General features: G+C 30.2%; 26 protein-coding genes and 3 tRNA genes. 24 read left to right on the forward strand and 5 right to left on the reverse strand.

Annotated features, from left to right (window positions below):
• Positions 1–9 precede the first annotated feature (9 nt).
• The 3 genes from ACTT9L_RS01370 (at position 10) to ACTT9L_RS01380 (ending at position 3,084) form a co-directional block, all read left to right on the forward strand.
• Positions 10–1,467 carry a cytosine permease gene (locus ACTT9L_RS01370; RefSeq protein ID WP_440927584.1) on the forward strand — a complete coding sequence of 486 codons (1,458 nt, stop codon included), beginning with the start codon at positions 10–12 and terminating at the stop codon, positions 1,465–1,467.
• Between the two features lie 5 nt (positions 1,468–1,472).
• The gene (locus tag ACTT9L_RS01375) at positions 1,473–2,219 is read left to right on the forward strand and encodes an SDR family NAD(P)-dependent oxidoreductase (RefSeq protein ID WP_440927585.1); all 747 of its coding nucleotides are present in this window, start codon (positions 1,473–1,475) and stop codon (positions 2,217–2,219) included.
• Between the two features lie 214 nt (positions 2,220–2,433).
• Positions 2,434–3,084, forward strand: coding sequence for a DUF3047 domain-containing protein (locus tag ACTT9L_RS01380; RefSeq protein ID WP_440927586.1), 651 nt, complete (start codon positions 2,434–2,436; stop codon positions 3,082–3,084).
• A 3-nt stretch (positions 3,085–3,087) separates the two neighbouring features.
• On the opposite strand, the gene ACTT9L_RS01385 is transcribed toward ACTT9L_RS01380, so the two are convergent.
• Positions 3,088–3,225 (reverse strand): hypothetical protein, encoded by a 138-nt coding sequence (locus ACTT9L_RS01385; RefSeq protein ID WP_440927587.1) that lies wholly within the window; start codon positions 3,223–3,225, stop codon positions 3,088–3,090.
• A 57-nt stretch (positions 3,226–3,282) separates the two neighbouring features.
• Here ACTT9L_RS01385 and ACTT9L_RS01390 point away from each other — a divergent pair, with 57 nt between their 5' ends.
• A complete protein-coding gene (locus ACTT9L_RS01390; RefSeq protein WP_440927588.1) occupies positions 3,283–3,696 on the forward strand; it encodes a YbgC/FadM family acyl-CoA thioesterase in 414 nt (137 codons plus the stop codon).
• On the opposite strand, the gene ACTT9L_RS01395 is transcribed toward ACTT9L_RS01390, so the two are convergent.
• Entirely contained in the window at positions 3,686–4,366 is a 681-nt protein-coding gene (locus ACTT9L_RS01395) for a uracil-DNA glycosylase (protein ID WP_440927589.1), read from the reverse strand. The two genes, ACTT9L_RS01390 and ACTT9L_RS01395, sit on opposite strands and share 11 nt — an antisense overlap.
• A 2-nt stretch (positions 4,367–4,368) precedes the next feature.
• Between ACTT9L_RS01395 and ACTT9L_RS01400 the strand changes: the two genes are divergently transcribed.
• Positions 4,369–4,926: a histidine phosphatase family protein gene (locus ACTT9L_RS01400; RefSeq protein WP_440927590.1), complete on the forward strand. Its 558-nt coding sequence runs from the start codon at positions 4,369–4,371 to the stop codon at positions 4,924–4,926.
• Between the two features lie 11 nt (positions 4,927–4,937).
• Positions 4,938–5,111 carry a hypothetical protein gene (locus ACTT9L_RS01405; RefSeq protein WP_440927591.1) on the forward strand — a complete coding sequence of 58 codons (174 nt, stop codon included), beginning with the start codon at positions 4,938–4,940 and terminating at the stop codon, positions 5,109–5,111.
• On the opposite strand, the gene ACTT9L_RS01410 is transcribed toward ACTT9L_RS01405, so the two are convergent.
• From ACTT9L_RS01410 to ACTT9L_RS01420, 3 genes are read right to left on the reverse strand one after another with little or no spacing between them, the layout of a single operon-like run.
• Complete coding sequence (locus tag ACTT9L_RS01410) at positions 5,071–5,490, reverse strand: hypothetical protein (protein ID WP_440927592.1); 420 nt, start codon at positions 5,488–5,490, stop codon at positions 5,071–5,073. The two genes, ACTT9L_RS01405 and ACTT9L_RS01410, sit on opposite strands and share 41 nt — an antisense overlap.
• Positions 5,477–5,650 carry a hypothetical protein gene (locus ACTT9L_RS01415; protein ID WP_440927593.1) on the reverse strand — a complete coding sequence of 58 codons (174 nt, stop codon included), beginning with the start codon at positions 5,648–5,650 and terminating at the stop codon, positions 5,477–5,479. The genes ACTT9L_RS01410 and ACTT9L_RS01415 overlap by 14 nt, the downstream gene beginning before the upstream one ends.
• A gap of 8 nt (positions 5,651–5,658) precedes the next feature.
• Positions 5,659–5,910: a DUF1289 domain-containing protein gene (locus ACTT9L_RS01420; RefSeq protein WP_440927594.1), complete on the reverse strand. Its 252-nt coding sequence runs from the start codon at positions 5,908–5,910 to the stop codon at positions 5,659–5,661.
• Positions 5,911–6,011: 101 nt separating this feature from the next.
• Between ACTT9L_RS01420 and ACTT9L_RS01425 the strand changes: the two genes are divergently transcribed.
• The 18 genes from ACTT9L_RS01425 to nuoK all read left to right on the forward strand — a co-directional run bounded on the left by ACTT9L_RS01425 (position 6,012) and on the right by nuoK (position 21,555).
• Positions 6,012–6,096, forward strand: a tRNA-Leu gene (locus tag ACTT9L_RS01425).
• A 10-nt stretch (positions 6,097–6,106) separates the two neighbouring features.
• On the forward strand, positions 6,107–7,531 hold the full coding sequence (tig, locus tag ACTT9L_RS01430; protein ID WP_440927595.1) for a trigger factor: 1,425 nt from the start codon (positions 6,107–6,109) through the stop codon (positions 7,529–7,531).
• 32 nt (positions 7,532–7,563) lie between these two features.
• On the forward strand, positions 7,564–8,175 hold the full coding sequence (gene clpP, locus ACTT9L_RS01435) for an ATP-dependent Clp endopeptidase proteolytic subunit ClpP (protein ID WP_440927596.1): 612 nt from the start codon (positions 7,564–7,566) through the stop codon (positions 8,173–8,175).
• A gap of 92 nt (positions 8,176–8,267) precedes the next feature.
• Positions 8,268–9,536: an ATP-dependent Clp protease ATP-binding subunit ClpX gene (clpX, locus tag ACTT9L_RS01440; RefSeq protein ID WP_440927597.1), complete on the forward strand. Its 1,269-nt coding sequence runs from the start codon at positions 8,268–8,270 to the stop codon at positions 9,534–9,536.
• Between the two features lie 60 nt (positions 9,537–9,596).
• Entirely contained in the window at positions 9,597–11,975 is a 2,379-nt protein-coding gene (gene lon / locus ACTT9L_RS01445; protein WP_440927598.1) for an endopeptidase La, read from the forward strand.
• A 214-nt stretch (positions 11,976–12,189) separates the two neighbouring features.
• Positions 12,190–12,265 (forward strand) — tRNA-Val (locus ACTT9L_RS01450).
• A gap of 12 nt (positions 12,266–12,277) precedes the next feature.
• Positions 12,278–12,354: transfer RNA gene (locus ACTT9L_RS01455), tRNA-Asp, on the forward strand.
• A gap of 158 nt (positions 12,355–12,512) precedes the next feature.
• Positions 12,513–12,881: an NADH-quinone oxidoreductase subunit A gene (locus ACTT9L_RS01460; protein ID WP_440927599.1), complete on the forward strand. Its 369-nt coding sequence runs from the start codon at positions 12,513–12,515 to the stop codon at positions 12,879–12,881.
• A gap of 12 nt (positions 12,882–12,893) precedes the next feature.
• On the forward strand, positions 12,894–13,409 hold the full coding sequence (locus ACTT9L_RS01465; RefSeq protein WP_440927600.1) for a NuoB/complex I 20 kDa subunit family protein: 516 nt from the start codon (positions 12,894–12,896) through the stop codon (positions 13,407–13,409).
• Between the two features lie 2 nt (positions 13,410–13,411).
• Positions 13,412–14,017 (forward strand): NADH-quinone oxidoreductase subunit C, encoded by a 606-nt coding sequence (locus tag ACTT9L_RS01470; RefSeq protein WP_440927601.1) that lies wholly within the window; start codon positions 13,412–13,414, stop codon positions 14,015–14,017.
• Positions 14,001–15,176, forward strand: a complete 1,176-nt coding sequence (locus tag ACTT9L_RS01475) for an NADH-quinone oxidoreductase subunit D (protein ID WP_440927602.1) — start codon at positions 14,001–14,003, stop codon at positions 15,174–15,176. The genes ACTT9L_RS01470 and ACTT9L_RS01475 overlap by 17 nt, the downstream gene beginning before the upstream one ends.
• Positions 15,173–15,781, forward strand: a complete 609-nt coding sequence (nuoE, locus tag ACTT9L_RS01480; RefSeq protein WP_440927603.1) for an NADH-quinone oxidoreductase subunit NuoE — start codon at positions 15,173–15,175, stop codon at positions 15,779–15,781. Before ACTT9L_RS01475 ends, nuoE begins: the two co-directional genes overlap by 4 nt.
• Positions 15,774–17,105 (forward strand): NADH-quinone oxidoreductase subunit NuoF, encoded by a 1,332-nt coding sequence (gene nuoF, locus ACTT9L_RS01485; protein WP_440927604.1) that lies wholly within the window; start codon positions 15,774–15,776, stop codon positions 17,103–17,105. The genes nuoE and nuoF overlap by 8 nt, the downstream gene beginning before the upstream one ends.
• A complete protein-coding gene (gene nuoG / locus ACTT9L_RS01490; protein WP_440927605.1) occupies positions 17,098–19,128 on the forward strand; it encodes an NADH-quinone oxidoreductase subunit NuoG in 2,031 nt (676 codons plus the stop codon). Before nuoF ends, nuoG begins: the two co-directional genes overlap by 8 nt.
• A gap of 1 nt (position 19,129) precedes the next feature.
• Complete coding sequence (nuoH, locus tag ACTT9L_RS01495) at positions 19,130–20,128, forward strand: NADH-quinone oxidoreductase subunit NuoH (protein ID WP_440927606.1); 999 nt, start codon at positions 19,130–19,132, stop codon at positions 20,126–20,128.
• A gap of 2 nt (positions 20,129–20,130) precedes the next feature.
• On the forward strand, positions 20,131–20,616 hold the full coding sequence (nuoI, locus tag ACTT9L_RS01500) for an NADH-quinone oxidoreductase subunit NuoI (protein ID WP_440927607.1): 486 nt from the start codon (positions 20,131–20,133) through the stop codon (positions 20,614–20,616).
• A gap of 2 nt (positions 20,617–20,618) precedes the next feature.
• Positions 20,619–21,251 carry an NADH-quinone oxidoreductase subunit J gene (locus ACTT9L_RS01505; RefSeq protein WP_440927608.1) on the forward strand — a complete coding sequence of 211 codons (633 nt, stop codon included), beginning with the start codon at positions 20,619–20,621 and terminating at the stop codon, positions 21,249–21,251.
• Positions 21,247–21,555 carry an NADH-quinone oxidoreductase subunit NuoK gene (nuoK, locus tag ACTT9L_RS01510; RefSeq protein ID WP_440928653.1) on the forward strand — a complete coding sequence of 103 codons (309 nt, stop codon included), beginning with the start codon at positions 21,247–21,249 and terminating at the stop codon, positions 21,553–21,555. Before ACTT9L_RS01505 ends, nuoK begins: the two co-directional genes overlap by 5 nt.
• Position 21,556 lies beyond the last annotated feature (1 nt).

Below are 21,556 nucleotides of genomic sequence, written 5' to 3' on the forward strand. Positions count from 1 at the left end.
ATAAATTTAGTGAATCAACCAAAAGTAAAATATTCTCTTTCAAATTGGGACCTGGTGACAGTTAACCCAAATTACAAAACTTGGAATTGGAAAGATCTTTTTTGTTTTTGGGGTGCTAATGTACAAAGTGTAATTGGTTTCTCATTAATCTCTTCGCTTTACTTAATGTATAGCTTAAATGTATTTGTAGTATTTTTTGGAATAATATTGGGATCTTTTTTTGTTTATTTATTTTCAAATGCAATTGGGAAGCCATCTCAAAAATTTGGTTTACCATTTGCAGTGTTGTTAAGATCATCTTTAGGATTTAATGGTGCTAAATTATTTGGATTAATCAGAAGTTTGGTGGGGATTTTTTTATTTGGTATTCAAACTTATTTTTTATCAAAAATATTAGTTTATTTGATAAGGATAGCAATTTTCTTAATTGACAATTCCTTATTAGAACAAGAATTATTTATTGTCTTTTATTTTGGTCTGAACATTATTGATTGGTCTGCGATAGTAATAACAATTATTCTACAGACTTTGTTTTTTACTGTTGGGATGCAGTACAATAAAAAAATAATTAATTTCTCAGCGATGATAGTTTATGCCGGAATGCTTATTTTTTTCATTGTTGTTTTATTAAGTGATGTAAAAATAACTACCGATGCTTTTTCAAATATATTTAATTTTAGTAATTTTTTAAATATAGATAATTTAGCTCCTTTAATTACAGTTGCTGGAACAATATTTGCTTATTTTTCAATTTTAATAATTAGTTTTGGTGATTTTTCTAGGTATGTAAAAAATGAGCAAGAATTGAGAAAAGGAAATTTAAGTTTAATTTTGAATTTAATTATTTTTTCATTTTTGTCTGTTTTCATCGTTACAGGTTCTGATGTTTTTCTAAATCAAAAATTTTCAGATATAGATAGAATTTTTACTAATCCAACGGATATAATTGGAAAGTTTGATAATATTCAAATAACAATAGTTGTTCTATTTTTCATTATAATAGCTTCAGCTTCGACAAATTTAGTTGCTAATTTTATACCATCTCAATACTCATTAATAAATTTTGCTCCTTCAAAATTAGGCTTAAAAAGTGCAAGTTATATAATTTTGTTTTTTGGTTTATTGATTGCAATATTTTGGCTGACCATATTGAGCCAAATAGGAATTTTATCCTTTGTTGATACCTTTGGTGCTTTTTTTGGTCCTTTATTTGGAGTGATGGTAGCTGATTATTATTTAATTAAAAATCAAGAATTAAGTAATAAAGATCTATATTCTATTGAAAAAGAGAGTGCTTATTATTATTCAGGTGGTTGGCATATAAAAGGTGTTTATTCTTTAATATTAGGATTTATTTTTTCAGCTTCTACAATTTGGAATACTAATTTAATGTTTTTACAATCTTATGCTTGGATAATAGGTGCATTTGTTGCCTGGATAACATACTACTTGTTAGCAAAAAAATAATTTAAATGCACACATTTGATTTTAAAAATAGAACAGCAGTAGTTACTGGTGGAGCTCAAGGGTTTGGTTTAGATGTTGCAAGAAGATTTTTGGAGTCTGGTGCTAAAGTATTTATATGGGATATTGATGAACAGCTTCTTAAATCAGTAGCTGATAAAGTAAAAAATCCTAACTTATTTTACAGTGTCGTTGATATATCAAATTATCAAGATGTAGAGAAAAACGTTGCAGACATAACCTTAAAATCAAATATAGATATTTTAATCAATAATGCTGGAATAACAGGTCCCACAGGTCCTTTATGGGAGTATAATGTCGAAATGTGGAATAAAATAGTACAGATAAATTTAATGGGTACTTTTAACTGCTGTCGAGCAATTGTGCCAAATATGATTAAAAACAATTATGGAAGAATTGTTAATGTAGCTTCCGTTGCTGGTAAAGATGGTAATGCAAATGCAAGCGCGTATAGCTCAGGAAAAGCTGGCGCAATTGGGTTAACAAAAGCTTTAGGTAAAGAATTAGCTGACAAAGATATAGCAGTAAATGCTGTCACCCCAGCAGGTGCTAAAACTAGAATTTTAGATCAAATGAGTAAGGAACATGTACAAAGAATGCTGTCAAAGGTGCCAAGAGGAAGATTTCTTGAAATACATGAGTTTACCTCACTAGTTTGCTGGCTCTCTTCACAAGAAAACACTTTTTCTACAGCTGCGGTATTTGATATCAGTGGTGGTAGATCCACATATTAGTCTCAAAAATTTGATACTATTTTTCGATCATTAGTTTGATTTTTAATAGAATTTTTACCCATAACTGGTGCTGTGATCATTATTGACCAATATATAAGCAGCATAAACACAGAAATTATTTTAATGTAACTAATTTAACAATAAATTTTGAATTTAGAATGTTGAAATTGTGACTGAATATTGAATTTATAAATAATCTATCTATAAGAAGAACATGTTAAAAATTTTTTATATTTTTATTACATCATTAATCTTTCTTAGCTCCGCACATGCAGAAACTGTAAAAGTTTTTGAATTTACTGAAAAAGAATTATCTGTACTTGAGATCCGTAAAGTAAGAGGAGCAGATAACAAGACTTTTTATACTGTTGGATCAAATGAAAATGGTAATTATTTAAAAGCCGTAGCAGATAATGCTGCTTCAGGCCTAGGAAAAGAGATCAAAATTGACCTAAATAAAACACCTTTTATCAATATTACATGGAAAATTGAAAAGGACCTTCGTGGAATTAAAGAGAATACGAAAAAAGGACATGATTATGCCGCCCGTGTTTTTGCGATTAAAAAAACTGGAGCTACACCTTTATCAAATAGAGCAATTAATTATGTTTTTTCAAGTAATAGTGAAGTTGGTGAAAATAGACCCAGTCCATATACAAAAAAATCAATAGACAACGTATTAGCAACTACTAAAGACAACTTAAATGAATGGGTAACAGTAAAAGCCAATGTTAAAGAAGATTTTAAAAAATTTCATGATCTAGATGTTAATGAACTAGATGGTCTGGCTATAATGGCTGATACTGATAATTCTAAAATGAAATCAATTTCTTATTTTCAGAATATTTATTTTTCAGCAGATTAATTATTATTTTACATACTTTTTTAATCCAATACTTAAAAACGATAATAAAATAGCTGCGATAACATCAGCAATTGGAATTGCATTTGGAAATCCAAAGTTCCATAAAATTACTCCGATTAACCAAATTATATAAATTTTCATTTTAGATATTATATCTTAGTTTCTATTAAATTTTTATTTATTTGATATTATTAATTTATGCATAAAAACTTTACTCATAATGTTAAAGTATATTATGAGGACACAGACGCTGGTGGAGTAGTATACTACGCTAACTATTTAAAATATTTAGAAAGAGCCAGAACGGAAGCGTTATCAACTATTGGATTAAGTAATAAAAAAATAAAAAATGATTTTGGTGCTCTTATAATTGTAAAATCGTGCAATATTGAATATAAAAAGTCTGCATATTTAGAAGATGATTTACAAATTAAATCTTTTGTAGACTCTACTTCAAAAACTTCTTTTTTGATGAATCAATCAATATTTAAAGATGAGGAATTGATCGTAGAAGCTAAAATTCATCTAGTATTTATAAATGAAAAATTTAAGCCAGTTAAAATTCCAGAAAAAATCTTATCAGAATTTCAACCCTATACTTCTAGTTCATAGATATTTTTCTAGCTTTTTTAAATAAGTCTACAATCATTCTTTCAGATACAAGTTTAGTATTTACATTTCTAGGGCTAGGGTGATAACAGGCAATTAATTTAATATTTCCTGGTAGTAAATAGGATTTTCCATGAATAAATTTTATCTTTTCTTTTAAATTGTATTTTTTTTTATAAAATTTAACACAATTATCAAATGCAACTTTTCCTAATGCAATAATAGTTTTTAATTTTTTTAAATTATAAATCTCGCTACCAAAGTAATTTGAACAATTATTAAGTTCCTCTAATTTAGGTTTATCACCTGGAGGAACACATTTTAAAATATTAGTTATATATGTTGATTTTAATTTAAGACCATCATTTAGATTTTCTGAATTTGGTTGGTTTGAAATTTTAGCTTTAAATAAACATTCAAATAAAAAGTCTCCAGATTTATCACCTGTGAAAGCTCTTCCTGTTCGTGTACCACCATGTGCTGCTGGGGCTAATCCAATTATTAAAATTTTTGCATCAATTTCACCAAAACCTGTAACTGGTTTTCCCCAGTAAGTTTCATTTATATTTTGCTTTCTTTTTTCTGTTGAAATTTTTTTTACAAAATTAACAAGCCTTGGACATTTTTTACATTTAAGAATCGTTTTATTTAAACTATCTATTTTAATATTCATAAATGAAAATTTTAAATTATTTAGTCATAATATTTATATGTATTAATCCCTCAGTTAAAGCAGATTCAAATAAAATATTAATTAATGAATTACAAAAGGGTGGAAAATTAATATTCATAAGACATGCTTATGCCCCTGGTGGCGGCGATCCAGATAATTTTGATATCAACGATTGTAAAACTCAAAGAAATTTAAGTGATAGTGGTAAAGTTCAATCACAAAAAATTGGTAATTTTTTTAAAAAAAATAAAATTTCAATTGGAAAAATTTATTCTAGTGAATGGTGTCGATGTAAAGAAACAGCATCTATTGCATTTAAAGAATATGAAACTAAAAATTTTCTAAACTCATTTTTTAGTACGAAATTTGCTAATAATAGAAAAAAGCAAATTATTGATTTTAATAAATTTATTAGTACTTGGGATAAAGATCAAAATTTAGTTTTTGTTACACATTATGTAGTGATTTCTGAAATTTTAAGTTATGCACCATCATCTGGAGAGATTGTTGTTTCGGATATAAATTTAAAAGTTATTGATACTTTAGAAATTGAATATTAAAGTAAATAATTATGTCATCTAAAAGAGCAATGAGACAAGCACAAAAACAAGCATACGCAAGGCATCGTTCAAATATTACAAATAGTAGATTTGAACTTAAGAAAAAATTTACTACCAAAAACAAAGAAGAAAAAAAAATAAAAACTAACTTTCTTGATCAAATTTCTCTATTTCTTTACAAGTAGAGATTTTAGATAAACTCTCGACATCATTCAAAACAGCCTTAACAAATATTTCTGGTTTATCTTTTTCAAATAAAATTTGAGTATAAAACTGAGGATACCCATGTTTTAATGTAAGTATTTTTCCATTTTCCTCATAAATATTTCTCACATAGGAGTTTTTCTTTTTAACGCTTAAATCGGTGATCTTATATTTTTGATAAGTTTTTTCATTATAAACGTAATTACGTGTCATAACTAATTCATTAAGATTTAAAATATATTCATTTTTTAAAAAACCGTCCTCTTTATCATCACATTTGCTCAGGACAATTATTTCTGAGTGAGAATTAAAGGATATAAAAAATGATATAAAAAATATTAAAAACTTATTTTTTCTCATTCTTATCTACAAAAAATAAAGCTACAATAAATATTACAGTCCATACAAATACAGACAATGTTTTAAAAGGGGTAGTGTCTGCTCCCCAAACATCAAAGAATAAAGCACCAATAATTATACCTATAGCGTAGATAATACTTACAATTTTAACTTTACTCATATTTTATATTACTCTTTGATTAAGTTTTTCTTGAAAAGAGACATGCCATTTTTGATTTTATAAGAGTACGATTCTTTAAAACTTTCAAGCTGCCAACCAGTCAGCCTTTTTTCAATTTGAATTATATTTTCTTTTTTCCAATCATCAGTTGTTTCTTCAAGCTTCCAAAGTCGTTTTTCCTCATTACTTCTTCCACAACCATAACAATAGCCTGTTGTTGGATCAGTTTTACAAATACTTATACAAGGTGAAATAATCATTTTTTATAAATTAGTATAAATTTTATTAGATAAATAGATAATTTTTTAACAATTGTCATTGGACAAATAGTTTCAATAATATATAAAACCCCATAATTTGTGGGGCGATGGCGGAATTGGTAGACGCGTTGGTCTTAGGAACCAATATGGCAACATGTGAAGGTTCGAGTCCTTTTCGCCCTACCATTAAGAAATTATGAAAGTTACAGTAGAAAATAAAAAAGGTTTAAATAAAGATCTTAAAATTTTTATCGATAAAAAGATAATGAATTCTTATATGGATGAAAAATACGAAGAGATCAAAAGTAATGTAAATCTTAAAGGATTTAGACCAGGTAAAGTTCCAAAAGAAATTTTAAAAAGACAATTTGGTAAAGCGGTTTTTGGAGAAGTCTTAGATAAAGTTTTAAAAGAAACATCAACTAAAGCACTAGAAGAAAAAAAGATTAAACCAGCTGGTCAACCAAAACTCGACTTAAAGACATACGGTGAAGACAAAGATTTAGAATATGTTTTATCAGTTACAGAGTTACCAAAAGTAGAAATTAAATCTTTAGAAAATATTAAATTTGACGAATACACTGTTAAAATAGATGAGGTTGAAACAGATAAAAGAATAAAAGAAATAGCAAAAAACCAACCAAATTTTAAGGAAGTAAGCCCTGATACAAAAGCTAAAAAAGGTGATTTAGTTTCTTTAGACTACAAAGCAACAGTTGATGGCAAGGACTTTAAAGGAAGCGAAGGAAAGAACACTCAGCTTACGTTGGGTAAAGATTTATTTTTAAAAGGCTTTGATGAGCAATTAATTGGAGTTATGAAAGATAATGAAAAAATTGTAGAAGCAACTTTGCCAGAAAATTTCCCAGAAAAAGAATTAGTAAATAAAAAAGCTAAATTTTATTGTAAAATTTTAAGTGTTAAACAATCAGAAGAAGTAAAAATTAATGATGATTTTGCAAAAAATTTAGGAGCAAAAGATTTAAAAGATTTAAAAACATTAATTTCAAAACAAATTAATGATGAATATAAAAACTCTTTAGACCAATTATCTAAAAACCAAATTTTAAAAGAAATAGAAAAAATTAAAATAGACGAAGTTCCAGAGAATTTAGTTGAGGAAGAAGTTAAAGTTCTTTCTCAAGGCATGTCTGAAGAAGAAGCAAAGAAAAATAAAAAAAATTTTGAAGAAAAAGCCAAAACAAGAATTAAAACTGGATTAATTTTAAACGAGTTTGGTGAAAAAAATCAAATTAAAGTAACAGAACAAGAGGTTCAAGCTGAAGTACAAAAACAACTAAGAATGATGCCGGGACAAGAAAAAATGGTTATGGATTTTTACCAAAAAAACCCATCTGCATTAGCAAGTTTAAGAGGAACTGTATATGAAGAAAAAATTTTAAACTTAGTTAAAGAAAAAGGTAAAGCAAACAAGAAGGAAATTTCAAAAGATGATGCTGAAAAGATTTTAAAAGAAGCTCATAAACGTGATCATGGAGAAGAAAAAAAAGAAACGAAGAAAAAATCCTCCACAACATCTGCGAAAGAAAAAAAACCACCAACTAAAAAGGCAAAATCAAAGCCTACAGCTAAAAAGACAAAAAAAGTTAGCAAAAAGTAATCTCAAGTTGTATAAGTAGAACGAATCAATTTATGACAACAAAATTATCAGAACAAATGAGCAATCTTGTACCAATGGTTGTTGAACAATCAAGTAAAGGTGAAAGAGCTTACGATATTTATTCTAGACTATTAAAAGAAAGAATAATTTTTTTAACAGGTCAAATTAATGATAACGTTGCATCATTAGTTACTGCTCAATTATTATTTTTAGAAGCCGAAGATCCAAAAAAAGAAATTTATTTATACATTAATAGCCCTGGAGGCTTAGTCACAGCAGGCCTAGGTATTTATGATACAATGCAATATGTGAAACCAGATATATCTACCTTATGTATTGGTCAAGCAGCTTCTATGGGTTCTTTTTTGCTTGCAGCTGGTACAAAAGGGAAAAGATTTTCATTACCAAATTCGAGAATAATGGTTCATCAACCATCAGCAGGTTTTCAGGGTCAGGCAACTGATATTGAAATTCATGCTAATGAAGTTTTGTCTTTAAAGAAAAGATTAAATGAAATTTATTCAAGACACACTGGAAAAAGTGTTGAAGAAATAAAATCTGCTCTTGAAAGAGATAATTTTATGACTGCAGATGTCGCACAATCTTTTGGTCTTATTGACGAAGTAGTAGAAAAAAGATCATAATACACAACATATTGAATCACAATTAATAGAAACTTGATTAGTATGAGTCTTCTATAATAAAGTAATAATATTGATTCGTTATAAAAATTAAAATGACTACAAATAATAAAAATATTCTTTACTGCTCTTTCTGTGGCAAAAGCCAACATGAAGTAAGAAAATTGATTGCAGGCCCAACTGTTTTCATCTGCGATGAATGTGTTGAGCTATGTATGGACATTATAAAAGAAGAGAGCAAAGACACTTTTGTAAAACATCAAGATGGACTTCCTTCTCCAAAGGAAATTTGTTCAGTATTAGATGATTATGTAATTGGTCAAGCTCATGCAAAGAAAGTATTGTCTGTTGCAGTACACAATCATTACAAAAGATTAAATTATGAGAGCAAAACAAGCAAAAATGTTGAGCTTTCAAAATCTAATATACTTTTAGTGGGTCCTACAGGTTGTGGAAAAACATTGCTTGCTCAAACTCTAGCTAGAATTTTAGATGTTCCGTTTACGATGGCTGATGCAACCACTCTAACTGAAGCAGGTTATGTTGGAGAAGATGTTGAAAATATTATTTTAAAATTATTACAAGCCTCTGATTATAATGTTGAAAAAGCTCAAAGAGGAATAGTTTATATTGATGAGGTTGATAAAATAAGTAGAAAATCTGAAAACCCTTCAATCACAAGAGATGTGTCTGGAGAAGGAGTTCAGCAAGCTCTTTTAAAAATAATGGAAGGAACAGTTGCGAGCGTTCCCCCTCAGGGTGGGAGAAAACATCCTCAACAAGAATTTTTACAAGTAGACACAACAAATATTTTATTTATTTGTGGAGGAGCATTTGCAGGGCTTGATAAAATTATTTCTCAAAGAGATAAGGGAACATCAATTGGTTTTGGTGCAGATGTAAAAAATACACAAGATAAGAAAACTGGTGAATGGATGAAAGGTCTAGAGCCAGAGGATCTACTAAAATTTGGTTTAATTCCAGAGTTTATTGGAAGACTTCCAATGATAGCAACACTTGAAGATTTAGATGAAAAATCTTTAATAAAAATATTACAAGAACCAAAAAACTCTTTAATTAAACAATATCAAGAGTTGTTTAAATTGGATGGTGCAAAACTTACTTTTAAAGAAAATGCTTTAAAAGAAATTGCGCAAAAAGCAATTAGCAAAAAAACTGGAGCAAGAGGTTTGAGATCAATTTTAGAGAATATTTTATTAAAAACAATGTATGATCTACCGAGTCAATATAATATTGAAGAGGTTATTGTTGATGCTGGTGCAGCAAAGGGACATTCACAACCAATCTTAGTTCATGCTAAAGGTGACAATAAATCTAAGTCAAATAAGACTACAGCGGCTTAATATCCTTAATAAGTAATAAATACCTATTGCATTATAGAATATAATATCCATATTATCCGTATGGACGTCAAAATATCACTTCCCTTACTTCCTTTGAGAGACATAGTTGTTTTTCCAAGTATGGTTATCCCACTTTTTGTGGGAAGAGATAAATCTATTTCAGCACTTAATGAAGTTATGAAAAAAGATAAGAAAATTATTTTGGTAACTCAAAAAAACTCAGAAATTGATGATCCTAAGAAAACTGATGTTTTTATGTACGGTTGTGAAGGAAGTATTTTACAATTGTTAAAATTACCAGATGGCACAGTTAAAGTTTTAGTTGAGGGTATTAAAAGAGTAAAAATTCTAGATTTTAATGATAACGAAAAATTTATAACATGTGATTACACACTCTTTAACGATGTTTTACCTAAGGATGAGGATTTATTTCCTTTAGCAACTACGGCCCTTCGAAGATTAGAGAAATTAACATCTATAAATAAAAAAATTTCCAATGAAACCATCAATACAATTAAACAATTAAAAGACCCATCACAAATTGCCGATAATATTGCATCTCATATAACAGCTACTATTTCTGAAAAACAACAAATATTTGAAACTGTAGATGTCAAGAAAAGATTAAACTCCATTATTAAAATAATGGAAAATGAAACAAGTATTATTGGTGTTGAAAAAAAAATTAGGGGAAGAGTTAAAACTCAGATGGAAAAAACGCAAAGAGAGTATTATTTAAATGAGCAGTTAAAAGCTATTCAAAAAGAACTTGGCGAAATTGAAGATGGTAAAGACGAAACAACAAGCCTGAATAAAGCCATTACAAAAGCAAAGATGCCAAAAGAAGTTGAAAAAAAATGTCTTCAAGAATTAAAAAAATTGAAAAATATGAGTCCTATGTCTGCTGAAGCAACAGTTGTAAGAAATTATTTAGACTGGATGACCGAACTCCCTTGGCATAAAAAAAGTGAGGTTGATATAAATTTAACTAAAGCTTTAAATATTCTTGATAAAGATCACTTTGGACTAGAGAAAGTTAAAGAGAGAATAATTGAATTTCTAGCTGTTCAAAAAAGAATGGAAAAAATCAAAGGACCAATTTTATGTTTAGTTGGACCCCCGGGTGTTGGTAAAACATCTTTAGGAAAATCAATTGCAAAAGCTACAAATAGAGAGTTCGTTAGAATGTCTGTAGGTGGAATGAGAGATGAAGCTGAAATAAGAGGGCATAGAAGAACATACATAGGATCTTTACCTGGAAAAATTATTCAGATGATGAAAAAAGCAGGAACAAAAAATCCACTAATTCTATTAGATGAAATAGATAAAATCGGTAATGACTATAGAGGAGATCCTTCATCGGCTTTATTAGAGGCTTTAGATCCAGAGCAAAACACTTCATTTAATGACCATTATTTAGAAGTTGATTACGATTTATCAGATGTAATGTTTGTTACAACAGCCAATACATTAAACATTCTTCCCCCATTATTAGATCGAATGGAAGTCATTAGACTAGCTGGTTATACAGAGGATGAAAAGATAAGTATTGCCAACAAATATTTACTACCGAAACAAATTAAGGATAATGGCGTCAAAGAAAAAGAAATGAAGCTTGATGATGACATTATAAAAGAAGTTATTAGAGGATACACTAAAGAATCCGGAGTTAGAAACCTGGAAAGAGAGATTTCTAAACTTGCTAGAAAAGTTGTTAAAAAAATTGTTTCTGGAGAAGAAAAAGAGGTTGGAATAAACAATAAAAATTTGTCTGATTTTTTAGGTGTCCCTAAATTCAAATTTGGAGAGCTAGAATCCGAGAACAGAGTAGGTATAGTTACAGGTCTCGCTTGGACAGAATATGGTGGAGAGATTTTAAAAATTGAAACTGTAACAATGCCAGGCAAAGGTAGAATGCAAATTACCGGTAAATTAGGTGATGTTATGCAGGAGTCAGTTAAAGCAGCTAAAAGTTTTGTGAGATCTAAATGTTTAGAATATGGAATTATTCCACCTGTATTTGAGAAAAAAGATTTTCATATTCACGTGCCTGAAGGTGCAACTCCTAAAGATGGTCCTTCCGCAGGTATAGGGATGGTAACTTCTATTGTATCTTCAATTACTAATATTCCTGTAAAAAGAGATGTAGCAATGACAGGAGAAGTAACTTTGACGGGTCAAGTTTTACCAATAGGTGGTTTAAAAGAAAAACTATTAGCAGCGCATAGAGCTGGAATAAAAGAGGTATTGATACCAAAAGAGAACGAAAAAGACTTAGTAGATATGCCAAAAAAAATAGTTGATGACATTAAAATCACCCCTGTTGAGTATGCAGATCAAGTTTTGAAAATAGCTCTTGTAAAAGAACTTAAACCAACCGAGTGGGTTGAGGTTGAAATCTCAAAAAAAGACGATAAATCTCAAGCTAGTATTCAGTAATAAAAAATCTATAAAATGGAAATATTAGTAATTTTTTTAGTAATTATATTTTTAGCTATTTATTTATTTAGACCTATTTCAAAACAGGAGAAAGATAGTTTTGAAAATAAGACAAATTGGAGGGGTGGATTTTAATTTTACCCTATTTTATAGTTATTAATAAATCTTGACGTTACTGATCTAAAAGATATAAATCACGTTACTTTTTGGTTATGGGCGGTTAGCTCAGTTGGTAGAGCATCTCGTTTACACCGAGGGGGTCATAGGTTCGAGTCCTATACTGCCCACCAAGAATCAAAAGTGGGGGTGTAGCTCAGTTGGTTAGAGCGATCGCCTGTCACGCGATAGGTCGAGGGTTCGAGTCCCTTCACTCCCGCCACTTTTTTACTAAATTACAACTTATTGTCTAATACATTGAAATTGTTAGCTTTTTTAGTTTACCCAATATAAGTCATTGAAATTGTTAATTTTTTTTTTTCAATAAAATGTGACGTATGAGCGCTTCAAGAACAAAAAAAAAGTGCTATATAGACTCCAATGTTATCTGATTTTTTACAAAATTACTTACCTATTATAATTTTTTTGATTCTAGCATTAGGGCTAAGTTGTGCTTTTGTGGTAATTAATTTTATTCTTTCACCAAAAAGTCCAGATCCTGAAAAGCTCTCTGCATATGAATGTGGATTTGAACCATTTGAAGATTCAAGGATGGAGTTTGATGTAAGATTTTATTTGGTAGCAATATTATTTATTATTTTTGATTTAGAAATTGCTTTCCTTTTTCCATGGGCAATTTCTCTTGGAAATATCGGTTTATTAGGTTTTTCATCAATGATGATTTTCCTCTTCATACTTACAATTGGTTTTATTTATGAGTGGAAAAAAGGTGCTTTAGACTGGGAATAAAATTTAATTACAATGCAAAACAAAATAGATCAGGTTCCTGAAGAGTTTAAACAACTTGCAGACGATTTTAGCAAGAATGGTTTTATTACAACTTCTCTAGACAATTTAATAAATTGGTCAAGAGCAGGATCACTTCATTGGATGACATTTGGACTAGCATGTTGTGCTGTTGAAATGATGCAAACATCGATGCCAAGATATGATCTTGAAAGATTTGGTGCTGCACCAAGAGCCTCCCCAAGACAATCAGATGTAATGATTGTAGCAGGTACTTTGACTAATAAAATGGCACCTGCTTTAAGAAAAGTTTATGACCAAATGCCAGAACCTAGATATGTAATCTCAATGGGAAGTTGTGCGAATGGTGGTGGGTATTATCATTATTCATATTCTGTAGTGAGAGGTTGCGATAGGATAGTTCCAGTTGACGTTTATGTGCCTGGATGTCCTCCATCAGCAGAAGCATTGCTTTATGGAATATTACAACTTCAAAAAAAAATTAGAAACAAGGGTTCTATAACGAGATAATTATGAAAAATTTAATTGATCTAGAAAAAAAAATTAACTCGGAATTAACAACTAAAATTAATAGGACTGAGATTAAACATAATCAGATTTATCTTGAAACAGACAAAGATGATCTTATTGATGTAGTTTTGTTTTTAAAAACAAACAATGACACCAAATTTAGACAACTTATTGATATCACAGTTACTGATTATCCAGAAAATAATCAAAGATTTGAGGTAGTATATTTATTTTTAAGCCATGAATTTAATCAAAGATTAATTTTAAAATATACAATTGCAGAAAATGAAATCATACCATCCATAACTAGTATATTTCCAGGAGCTAATTGGATGGAAAGAGAAGTCTTTGATATGTACGGTGTTTCTTTTAAAGATCACCCAGATTTAAGAAGAATACTCACTGATTATGGTTTTGAAGGCCATCCTCTCAGAAAAGATTTTCCTTTAACAGGACATACAGAAGTTAGATACAGTGAAGATCAAAAAAAAGTAATAAGTGAGCCAGTCAAACTTGAACAAAACTACAGAAACTTCGATTACGAAAGCCCATGGGAAGGCACTAAATATATTAAAGAAGAATTAGATAATAATGACAAAAAAAATTAAAAACCTTAATTTAAACTTTGGCCCTCAACACCCTGCTGCTCATGGTGTGTTAAGATTAATTTTAGAATTAGATGGAGAAGTAGTTGAAAAAGCAGATCCACATATTGGATTATTACACAGAGGCACAGAAAAACTAATTGAAAACAAAACCTATATGCAAGCAGTTCCTTACTTTGATCGTCTTGATTATGTTGCTCCAATGAACCAAGAACATGCTTTTGCTTTGGCAACTGAAAAAATACTTAAAATAGATGTCCCAATTAGAGCTCAATATATAAGAGTAATATTTTGTGAGATAGGAAGAATTTTAAGCCATATATTAAACGTGACCACACAAGCTATGGACGTTGGTGCTCTAACTCCAACTCTATGGGGTTTTGAGGAAAGAGAAAAGTTAATGGGTTTTTATGAGAGAGTTTCTGGTTCAAGACTTCATGCAAATTATTTTAGAGCAGGTGGAGTACATCAAGATTTACCACAAGGTTTAGAAGAAGATATAGGTGAATTTTGTGAGACTTTTCCAAAAATAATTAATGATTTAGAAAGTTTATTAACAGAGAACAGAATTTTTAAACAAAGAAATGTAGATATAGGAGTTGTTACCAAACAGGATGCTCTAGACTACTCTTTTTCAGGCGTAATGATCAGAGGTTCAGGAGTTCCATGGGATTTGAGGAAATCTCAACCATATGATTGCTATAAACAATTAGATTTTAAAATACCAGTTGGAAGAAATGGAGACTGTTATGACCGTTATTTATGCAGAATAGAAGAAATGAAAGAAAGTGTATCAATAATTAAGCAGTGCCTTTCTAAAATGGAAAAGGGTCCGATAAAATCTTTAGATGGTAAGATAAGTCCACCATCAAAAAAAGAGATTAAACAATCAATGGAAGCACTTATTCATCATTTTAAACTTTTTACAGAGGGTTATAGAGTTCCTAAAGATGAAATCTATACAGCAGTAGAAGCTCCAAAAGGAGAATTTGGTGTTTATCTGATTTCAGACGGATCAAATAAACCTTATAAATGTAAAATTAGAGCTCCTGGATTTTCACATCTACAATCAATGGACTATTTAATAAAAGGACATATGTTAGCTGATGTACCAGCAGTATTGGGTTCATTAGATATAGTTTTTGGTGAGGTAGACAGATGAGCTTAAGAAGACCTGCAAAAGATCAACCTGAAACTTTTAAGTTTAGCTCTTCCTCGATGGAAGAAGCAAATAAAATAGTTTTAAAATATCCTAAAGGCAAACAGCAAAGCGCTGTGATGGCTTTACTATATATTGCTCAAAAACAGAATGATAACTGGATACCATTGGCTGCCATGAAATATATCGCGAAGTTTTTAGACATGCCTTACATAAAAGTTTATGAGGTAGCAACTTTTTACACTATGTACAATTTATCACCAGTAGGAAAGTATTTTGTTCAGGTTTGTACTACTACTCCTTGTATGATTCGAGGAGCAAATAAAATAGTTGAAGCTTGTAAGGAAAAAATTTCAGATAAAGAAAATGAATTATTAAATGATAAAAATTGTTCTTGGATGGAAGTAGAATGTTTGGGAGCGTGTGTTAATGCACCTATGATGCAAATTAATGATGATTATTATGAAGATTTAGATAAAGAAAAGACAATAGAAATATTTGATAAAATTTTAAAAGGTGAGGACCCAAAACCAGGATCATATCGAGGACGATTAAATACTGAACCTGAAAAAAATAGAAAAACACTTATGGATGTAAAAAATGCTTAAAGATCAAGATAGAATTTTTAAAAATTTGTATAATGATATGGGTTCGGATGTTAAATCTGCTCAAAAAAGAGGTGACTGGGTAAATACATCAGAATTGGTAGCAAAAGGAAGAGATTGGATAATAAATGAGGTAAAAGATTCACAACTCAGAGGAAGAGGAGGTGCCGGATTTCCTACAGGTTTAAAATGGTCTTTTGCTCCTAAAGAAGTAGGATCTAGACCTCATTATTTAGTTATTAATGCAGACGAGTCTGAGCCAGGCACTTGTAAAGATAGAGATATTTTAAGATTTGAACCCCATAAATTGATTGAAGGTTGTTTAATAGCATCATACGCAGTTCAAGCTCATGTTTGTTATATCTATATCAGAGGTGAATATTTTATAGAGGGTCAAAAATTACAATCAGCTATTGATGAAGCTTATGAAAAAAATTTAATTGGTAAAAATGCTGCTGGAACTGGATGGGATTTAGATATTTACATTCACTACGGAGCAGGTGCTTATATTTGTGGAGAAGAAACTGCATTATTAGAGAGCATAGAAGGTAAAAAAGGGCAACCTAGATTGAAACCACCATTCCCAGCTTTAATTGGCCTTTATGGATGTCCAACAATTGTAAACAATGTAGAGACTATAGCAGTAGTTCCAACAATTCTTAGAAAAAGTGGGAAATGGTTTGCATCTCTAGGCAGAGAAAAAAATACTGGTACAAAAATATTTTGTATATCAGGAAATGTTAATACACCATGCAACGTTGAGGAAGAAATGAATATTCCTTTAAAAGAATTAATAGAAGTTCATGCTGGAGGTGTAATTGGTGGATGGGATAATTTACAAGCTGTTATACCAGGAGGCTCATCCATGCCTCTTATTCCCAAAGAAAAATGTGAAACATTAACAATGGATTTTGACTCACTTATGGCTGAAAAAAGTGGTTTAGGCACGGCTGGTGTTGTTGTGATCAATAAAGATCAAGACATCATTAAATGTATGGCAAGAATTGCTAGATTTTATAAACATGAAAGTTGTGGTCAATGTACACCTTGTAGAGAGGGTTCTGGTTGGATGTGGAGAATGCTTGAAAGAATGGCAAAAGGTGATGCAACAAAAGATGAAGTTGATATGTTAGGTGATGTTACTAATCAAATTGCAGGACATACAATATGTGCTTTTGGAGAAGGTTCTTCATGGCCTGTTCAAGGGCTTTTAAGACATTTTAAAAAAGAGATAGAGAAGCGAAATAATTTGGATCCTATTGTTCAGACAAGAAATAATATTCCTTATTTAGTAGACCAACACTTATTGGATAAAAAAAATGCTTAAACTGAGAGTAAATGATATTGATGTTGAAGTAGAAGAGGGATTAACGGTACTTCAAGCATGTGAAAAAGCTGGAGCGGAGATTCCAAGATTTTGTTATCATGAAAAATTATCTATAGCTGGTAATTGTAGAATGTGTTTAGTGGAGATGGAAAAATCACCTAAACCTATAGCTTCCTGTGCTATGCCAGCAGCTGAAGGGATGAATATAAAAACAAATACTGAGTTAGTAGAAAAAGCAAGAAAGGGTGTGATGGAATTTTTATTGGCTAACCATCCTTTAGACTGTCCAGTATGCGATCAAGGTGGTGAATGTGACCTACAAGATCAATCTATGTATTACGGTGTAGATAAATCAAGATTTAAAGAAAACAAAAGATTAGTTCCTGAAAAAAATATGGGACCGTTAATAAAGACCCAGATGACAAGATGTATACATTGTACGAGATGTGTACGATTTGCTACTGAAGTTGCGGGTGTACCAGAGCTAGGAGCCATAGGTAGAGGTGAAGATATGCAAATTACCACTTATCTAGAACAATCAATGCAATCAGAACTTTCAGCTAACGTAGTCGATCTTTGTCCAGTAGGAGCTCTAACCTCTAAACCTTATGTATTTGAGGCTAGACCTTGGGAATTAAAAAAAACAGAGACAATTGATGTAATGGATGCGGTTGGTTCTAATATAAGAGTTGATACATATGATTGGGCGGTAAAGAGAGTTTTACCAATCATTAATGAAGATATAAATGAAGAGTGGATTTCTGATAAAACTAGATATGCATGTGATGGACTTCTTCATCAACGACTAGATACTCCATTTATTAAATATAACAAAAAATTTGAGAAAGCTTCTTGGAGCGAGGTATATAAAATTTTAAAATCTAAATTTGAAAATACAACGAGAGAAAAAATTTGTGGATTTGTTGGGGACTTAACCAACATGGAAACTAGCTATATATTTAAAGAATTTTTTGAGAGAACACTTAATACAAAGAACTACGAGTCAAGAGTAGATAATAGATTTATAGATGTTTCTAAAAGAGAAAATTATATATTTAATGCCTCCATTAACGGAATAGAAGATGCAGATTTAATATTTTTAATAGGTACTAACCCAAGATATGAGGCAACTATTTTAAATGCTAGAATTAGAAAATCTCATTTAAATAACAATACTAAAATTTTATCTTTAAATGATAGTGGTGATTTAACATATTCTTACGAAAGTTTAGATGGAAATACCCAAACATTAAAAAATATTTTTGAAGGAACAAATGATTTATCAAAAATTATTTTAGAATCAAAAAAACCAATGATTATACTTGGAGAGTCATTTTTAAGATTAAATTCAGCAGAGTTTTTGTATGAAAAAATATTAGAATTTTTAAAACTGAATAATAAATTTTCTGAATATTGGAATCCTATAAACATACTTTCTTGTGATGCTGCTTCAGTTGGAAATTTTGACCTTGGTTTAATTAACAATGAAAATAATTTATTAGATAATTTAAAGTCCAATAAATTTGATATTGTTTATTTAGTTGGTCAAGATAATTTAGATTTTGTCAAAAAAGATGAGTTTGTAATTTATCAAGGTAGTCATGGTGATAAGGGAGCTGAAATTGCTGACATTATATTGCCTGGATCAGCTTATACAGAACAAGATGGATACTTTACTAATTTAGAGGGAAAAGTACAAAAAGCTTTTAAAGCATCTTACCCACCAGGAGAAGCTAAAGAGGATTGGCAAATAATTAATGAAATTGCTGAATTTATGAATAGTAGAAAATTATTTAATGATAAAGAAGAACTAGAAAGTAGTATGTTCAATTACCTAAATCTTCAAAAAGAAAAACAAAGTAAAGAATATGAAAAAAAGATAGTTAAAAATTTTCATGCCGAAAAATTAACAATAGACTTAAAACCGTATTATTTTTCAAATATCATTGCGAGATGTTCGAAGACTATGATTGAATGTAATAATTCAAAATTAAATTTTAAATCTACAGGTACAGAAGGTTAGCATGGAGTACGTAAATATAGTTTTTGAGCAAGTATATAAAATATTATTTTTGTTAGTTCCAGTTTTGGTTTCAGTAGCGATGGTTGTTTGGCTTGATAGGAGAGTTTGGGCTTTTGTGCAAAAGCGACAAGGACCAAATGTTGTTGGTCCTTTTGGATTATTACAATCTTTAGCCGATGCTTTAAAATATATCTTTAAGGAAATGATCATTCCTTCAAGTTCGAATAAAGTTATATTTATATTAGCTCCCATAGTAACAATGACCTTAGCCTTAATATCATGGGCAGTAATTCCATTTGGTGCAACTCAAGTATTAGCTGATATAAATGTTGGAATTCTATACTTATTTGCAGTTTCATCTTTAGGTGTGTACGGAATCATAATGGGTGGCTGGGCATCAAATTCCAAATATCCTTTTTTGGGAGCAATTCGATCTGCAGCTCAAATGGTATCATATGAGGTATCAATTGGAGTAATTATAATTAACGTGTTGTTGTGTGTTGGATCGCTTAACTTAAATGACATTGTTATTGCACAGCAAAATCTATGGTTTGTAATCCCATTATTTCCAATGTTTGTGATATTTTTTATATCAGCTTTAGCTGAAACAAACAGACCTCCCTTCGATTTACCTGAAGCTGAGGCAGAATTAGTTGCTGGTTATCAAACTGAATATTCTGGCATGATGTATGCAATGTTTTGGTTAGGTGAATACGCAAATATTTTATTAATGTGTGCAATGGGGGCAATATTGTTTTTAGGTGGCTGGTTATCTCCAATAGAAATATATCCATTCACATTGATACCAGGATCAATATGGCTGATTTTAAAAATCTTACTTTTATTTTTCTTATTCGCTTTAGTTAAAGCAATCGTTCCACGATATAGATATGATCAACTTATGAGACTAGGTTGGAAAGTGTTTCTTCCTTTTTCTTTAGTTTGGGTAGTACTTACCGCAAGTTATTTATTTTATTTTAATCTTTTACCAGTGAACTAAATATGAAGATTTCTAGAATTTTTAAAACAATATTCATGGCAGATTTTCTTGGAGGCTTATACATGGCTTTAAGAGAGTTTTTTAAGCCAAAAAAAACAATTAATTATCCTTTTGAAAAAGGAAAAATAAGTCCCAGATTTAGAGGCGAGCATGCTTTAAGAAGATATCCAAATGGTGAAGAAAGATGTATTGCATGTAAGTTATGTGAAGCTGTATGTCCAGCACAAGCCATAACAATCGAGTCTGCACAGAGAGAAGATGGTAGTAGAAAAACAACCCGATACGACATAGATATGATGAAATGTATATATTGTGGCCTATGTGAAGAGTCTTGCCCAGTAGATGCAATTGTTCAAGGTCCTAATTTTGAATTTTCTACAGAAACAAGAGAAGAGCTGTATTACACAAAAGAAAAATTGTTAGATAATGGGGATAGATGGGAGAATATTTTAGACGCTAACATTAAAGCTGACAATATTCATAGGTAAAAATGATTGCTCATGCTATTTTCTTTTATACCTTTTCTTTAATTGCTGTTGTCTCAGCTATAATGGTTACTGCTTCTAAAAATACTGTTCACTCAGTATTTTTTCTAATTTTAGATTTTATAAGTATTTCATGTCTTTTTATAATGATTGGTGCTGAATTTTTGGGAATGATAATGTTAATTGTATATGTTGGTGCTGTAGCAGTTTTATTTTTATTTGTTGTTATGATGTTGAATGTAGCACAACAAAAAAATCAATGGTTTGCAGGTCAACAAAGCTCTAAACATATCCCAGTAGGATTGATTATCAGTACGCTTATATTTGTTGAAGTAATAATTGTAATTGGTGGTTGGAAATATAAACCAGAAATTTTTGATATTAATAATTCATTTGCTCAAACCAGCATTAGCAACACTCACTCATTAGGACAGATTTTATATACAGATTATATTCATGTGTTTCAAATAAGTGGAATGATCCTATTAGTAGCTATGGTTGGGGCTATTGTATTAACATTTAGACAAAGATCAGGTGTTAAAAGACAAAGTTATATCAAGCAGATATCTAGAGAAAGAGCCGATGGTGTTGAGGTGCTAGAAGTTCAGAGCAACAAAGGAGTTAAGGTAGATGATTGATATAGGTTTAGGACATTATTTAACTTTAGGAGCAGTAATATTCTCAATTGGAGTAATTGGTATTTTTCTTAATAGAAAGAACATCATTGTCATATTAATGAGTATTGAACTAATATTACTTGCAGTAAATATTAATTTAGTTGCTTTTTCTATTTATTTAGGAGATTTGTCAGGGCAAGTCTTTACTTTATTTATTCTTACAGTTGCGGCAGCAGAAGCAGCCATAGGATTAGCAATCATAGTTGTATATTTTAGAAATTCTGGAACAATACGAGTTGAAGAAATTGACAAGTTGAAAGGATAAT

This window comes from Candidatus Pelagibacter sp. (assembly GCF_052049675.1).
In the GTDB taxonomy this organism is placed as follows: Bacteria; Pseudomonadota; Alphaproteobacteria; order Pelagibacterales; family Pelagibacteraceae; genus Pelagibacter.

Coding starts and splice junctions, on each gene's coding strand:
- clpX (WP_440927597.1), top strand. CDS start 8,268: ATGACTACAAATAATAAAAATATTCTTTACTGCTCTTTCTGTGGCAAA.
- ACTT9L_RS01390 (WP_440927588.1), top strand. CDS start 3,283: ATGCATAAAAACTTTACTCATAATGTTAAAGTATATTATGAGGACACA.
- ACTT9L_RS01415 (WP_440927593.1), bottom strand. CDS start 5,650: ATGAGTAAAGTTAAAATTGTAAGTATTATCTACGCTATAGGTATAATT.
- ACTT9L_RS01470 (WP_440927601.1), top strand. CDS start 13,412: ATGAAAAATTTAATTGATCTAGAAAAAAAAATTAACTCGGAATTAACA.
- nuoG (WP_440927605.1), top strand. CDS start 17,098: ATGCTTAAACTGAGAGTAAATGATATTGATGTTGAAGTAGAAGAGGGA.
- ACTT9L_RS01405 (WP_440927591.1), top strand. CDS start 4,938: ATGTCATCTAAAAGAGCAATGAGACAAGCACAAAAACAAGCATACGCA.
- ACTT9L_RS01375 (WP_440927585.1), top strand. CDS start 1,473: ATGCACACATTTGATTTTAAAAATAGAACAGCAGTAGTTACTGGTGGA.
- ACTT9L_RS01380 (WP_440927586.1), top strand. CDS start 2,434: ATGTTAAAAATTTTTTATATTTTTATTACATCATTAATCTTTCTTAGC.
- ACTT9L_RS01465 (WP_440927600.1), top strand. CDS start 12,894: ATGCAAAACAAAATAGATCAGGTTCCTGAAGAGTTTAAACAACTTGCA.
- nuoH (WP_440927606.1), top strand. CDS start 19,130: ATGGAGTACGTAAATATAGTTTTTGAGCAAGTATATAAAATATTATTT.
- nuoE (WP_440927603.1), top strand. CDS start 15,173: ATGAGCTTAAGAAGACCTGCAAAAGATCAACCTGAAACTTTTAAGTTT.
- ACTT9L_RS01410 (WP_440927592.1), bottom strand. CDS start 5,490: ATGAGAAAAAATAAGTTTTTAATATTTTTTATATCATTTTTTATATCC.
- clpP (WP_440927596.1), top strand. CDS start 7,564: ATGACAACAAAATTATCAGAACAAATGAGCAATCTTGTACCAATGGTT.
- ACTT9L_RS01475 (WP_440927602.1), top strand. CDS start 14,001: ATGACAAAAAAAATTAAAAACCTTAATTTAAACTTTGGCCCTCAACAC.
- ACTT9L_RS01505 (WP_440927608.1), top strand. CDS start 20,619: ATGATTGCTCATGCTATTTTCTTTTATACCTTTTCTTTAATTGCTGTT.
- tig (WP_440927595.1), top strand. CDS start 6,107: ATGAAAGTTACAGTAGAAAATAAAAAAGGTTTAAATAAAGATCTTAAA.
- ACTT9L_RS01460 (WP_440927599.1), top strand. CDS start 12,513: ATGTTATCTGATTTTTTACAAAATTACTTACCTATTATAATTTTTTTG.
- lon (WP_440927598.1), top strand. CDS start 9,597: ATGGACGTCAAAATATCACTTCCCTTACTTCCTTTGAGAGACATAGTT.
- nuoI (WP_440927607.1), top strand. CDS start 20,131: ATGAAGATTTCTAGAATTTTTAAAACAATATTCATGGCAGATTTTCTT.
- ACTT9L_RS01420 (WP_440927594.1), bottom strand. CDS start 5,910: ATGATTATTTCACCTTGTATAAGTATTTGTAAAACTGATCCAACAACA.
- nuoF (WP_440927604.1), top strand. CDS start 15,774: ATGCTTAAAGATCAAGATAGAATTTTTAAAAATTTGTATAATGATATG.
- ACTT9L_RS01385 (WP_440927587.1), bottom strand. CDS start 3,225: ATGAAAATTTATATAATTTGGTTAATCGGAGTAATTTTATGGAACTTT.
- ACTT9L_RS01400 (WP_440927590.1), top strand. CDS start 4,369: ATGAAAATTTTAAATTATTTAGTCATAATATTTATATGTATTAATCCC.
- ACTT9L_RS01395 (WP_440927589.1), bottom strand. CDS start 4,366: ATGAATATTAAAATAGATAGTTTAAATAAAACGATTCTTAAATGTAAA.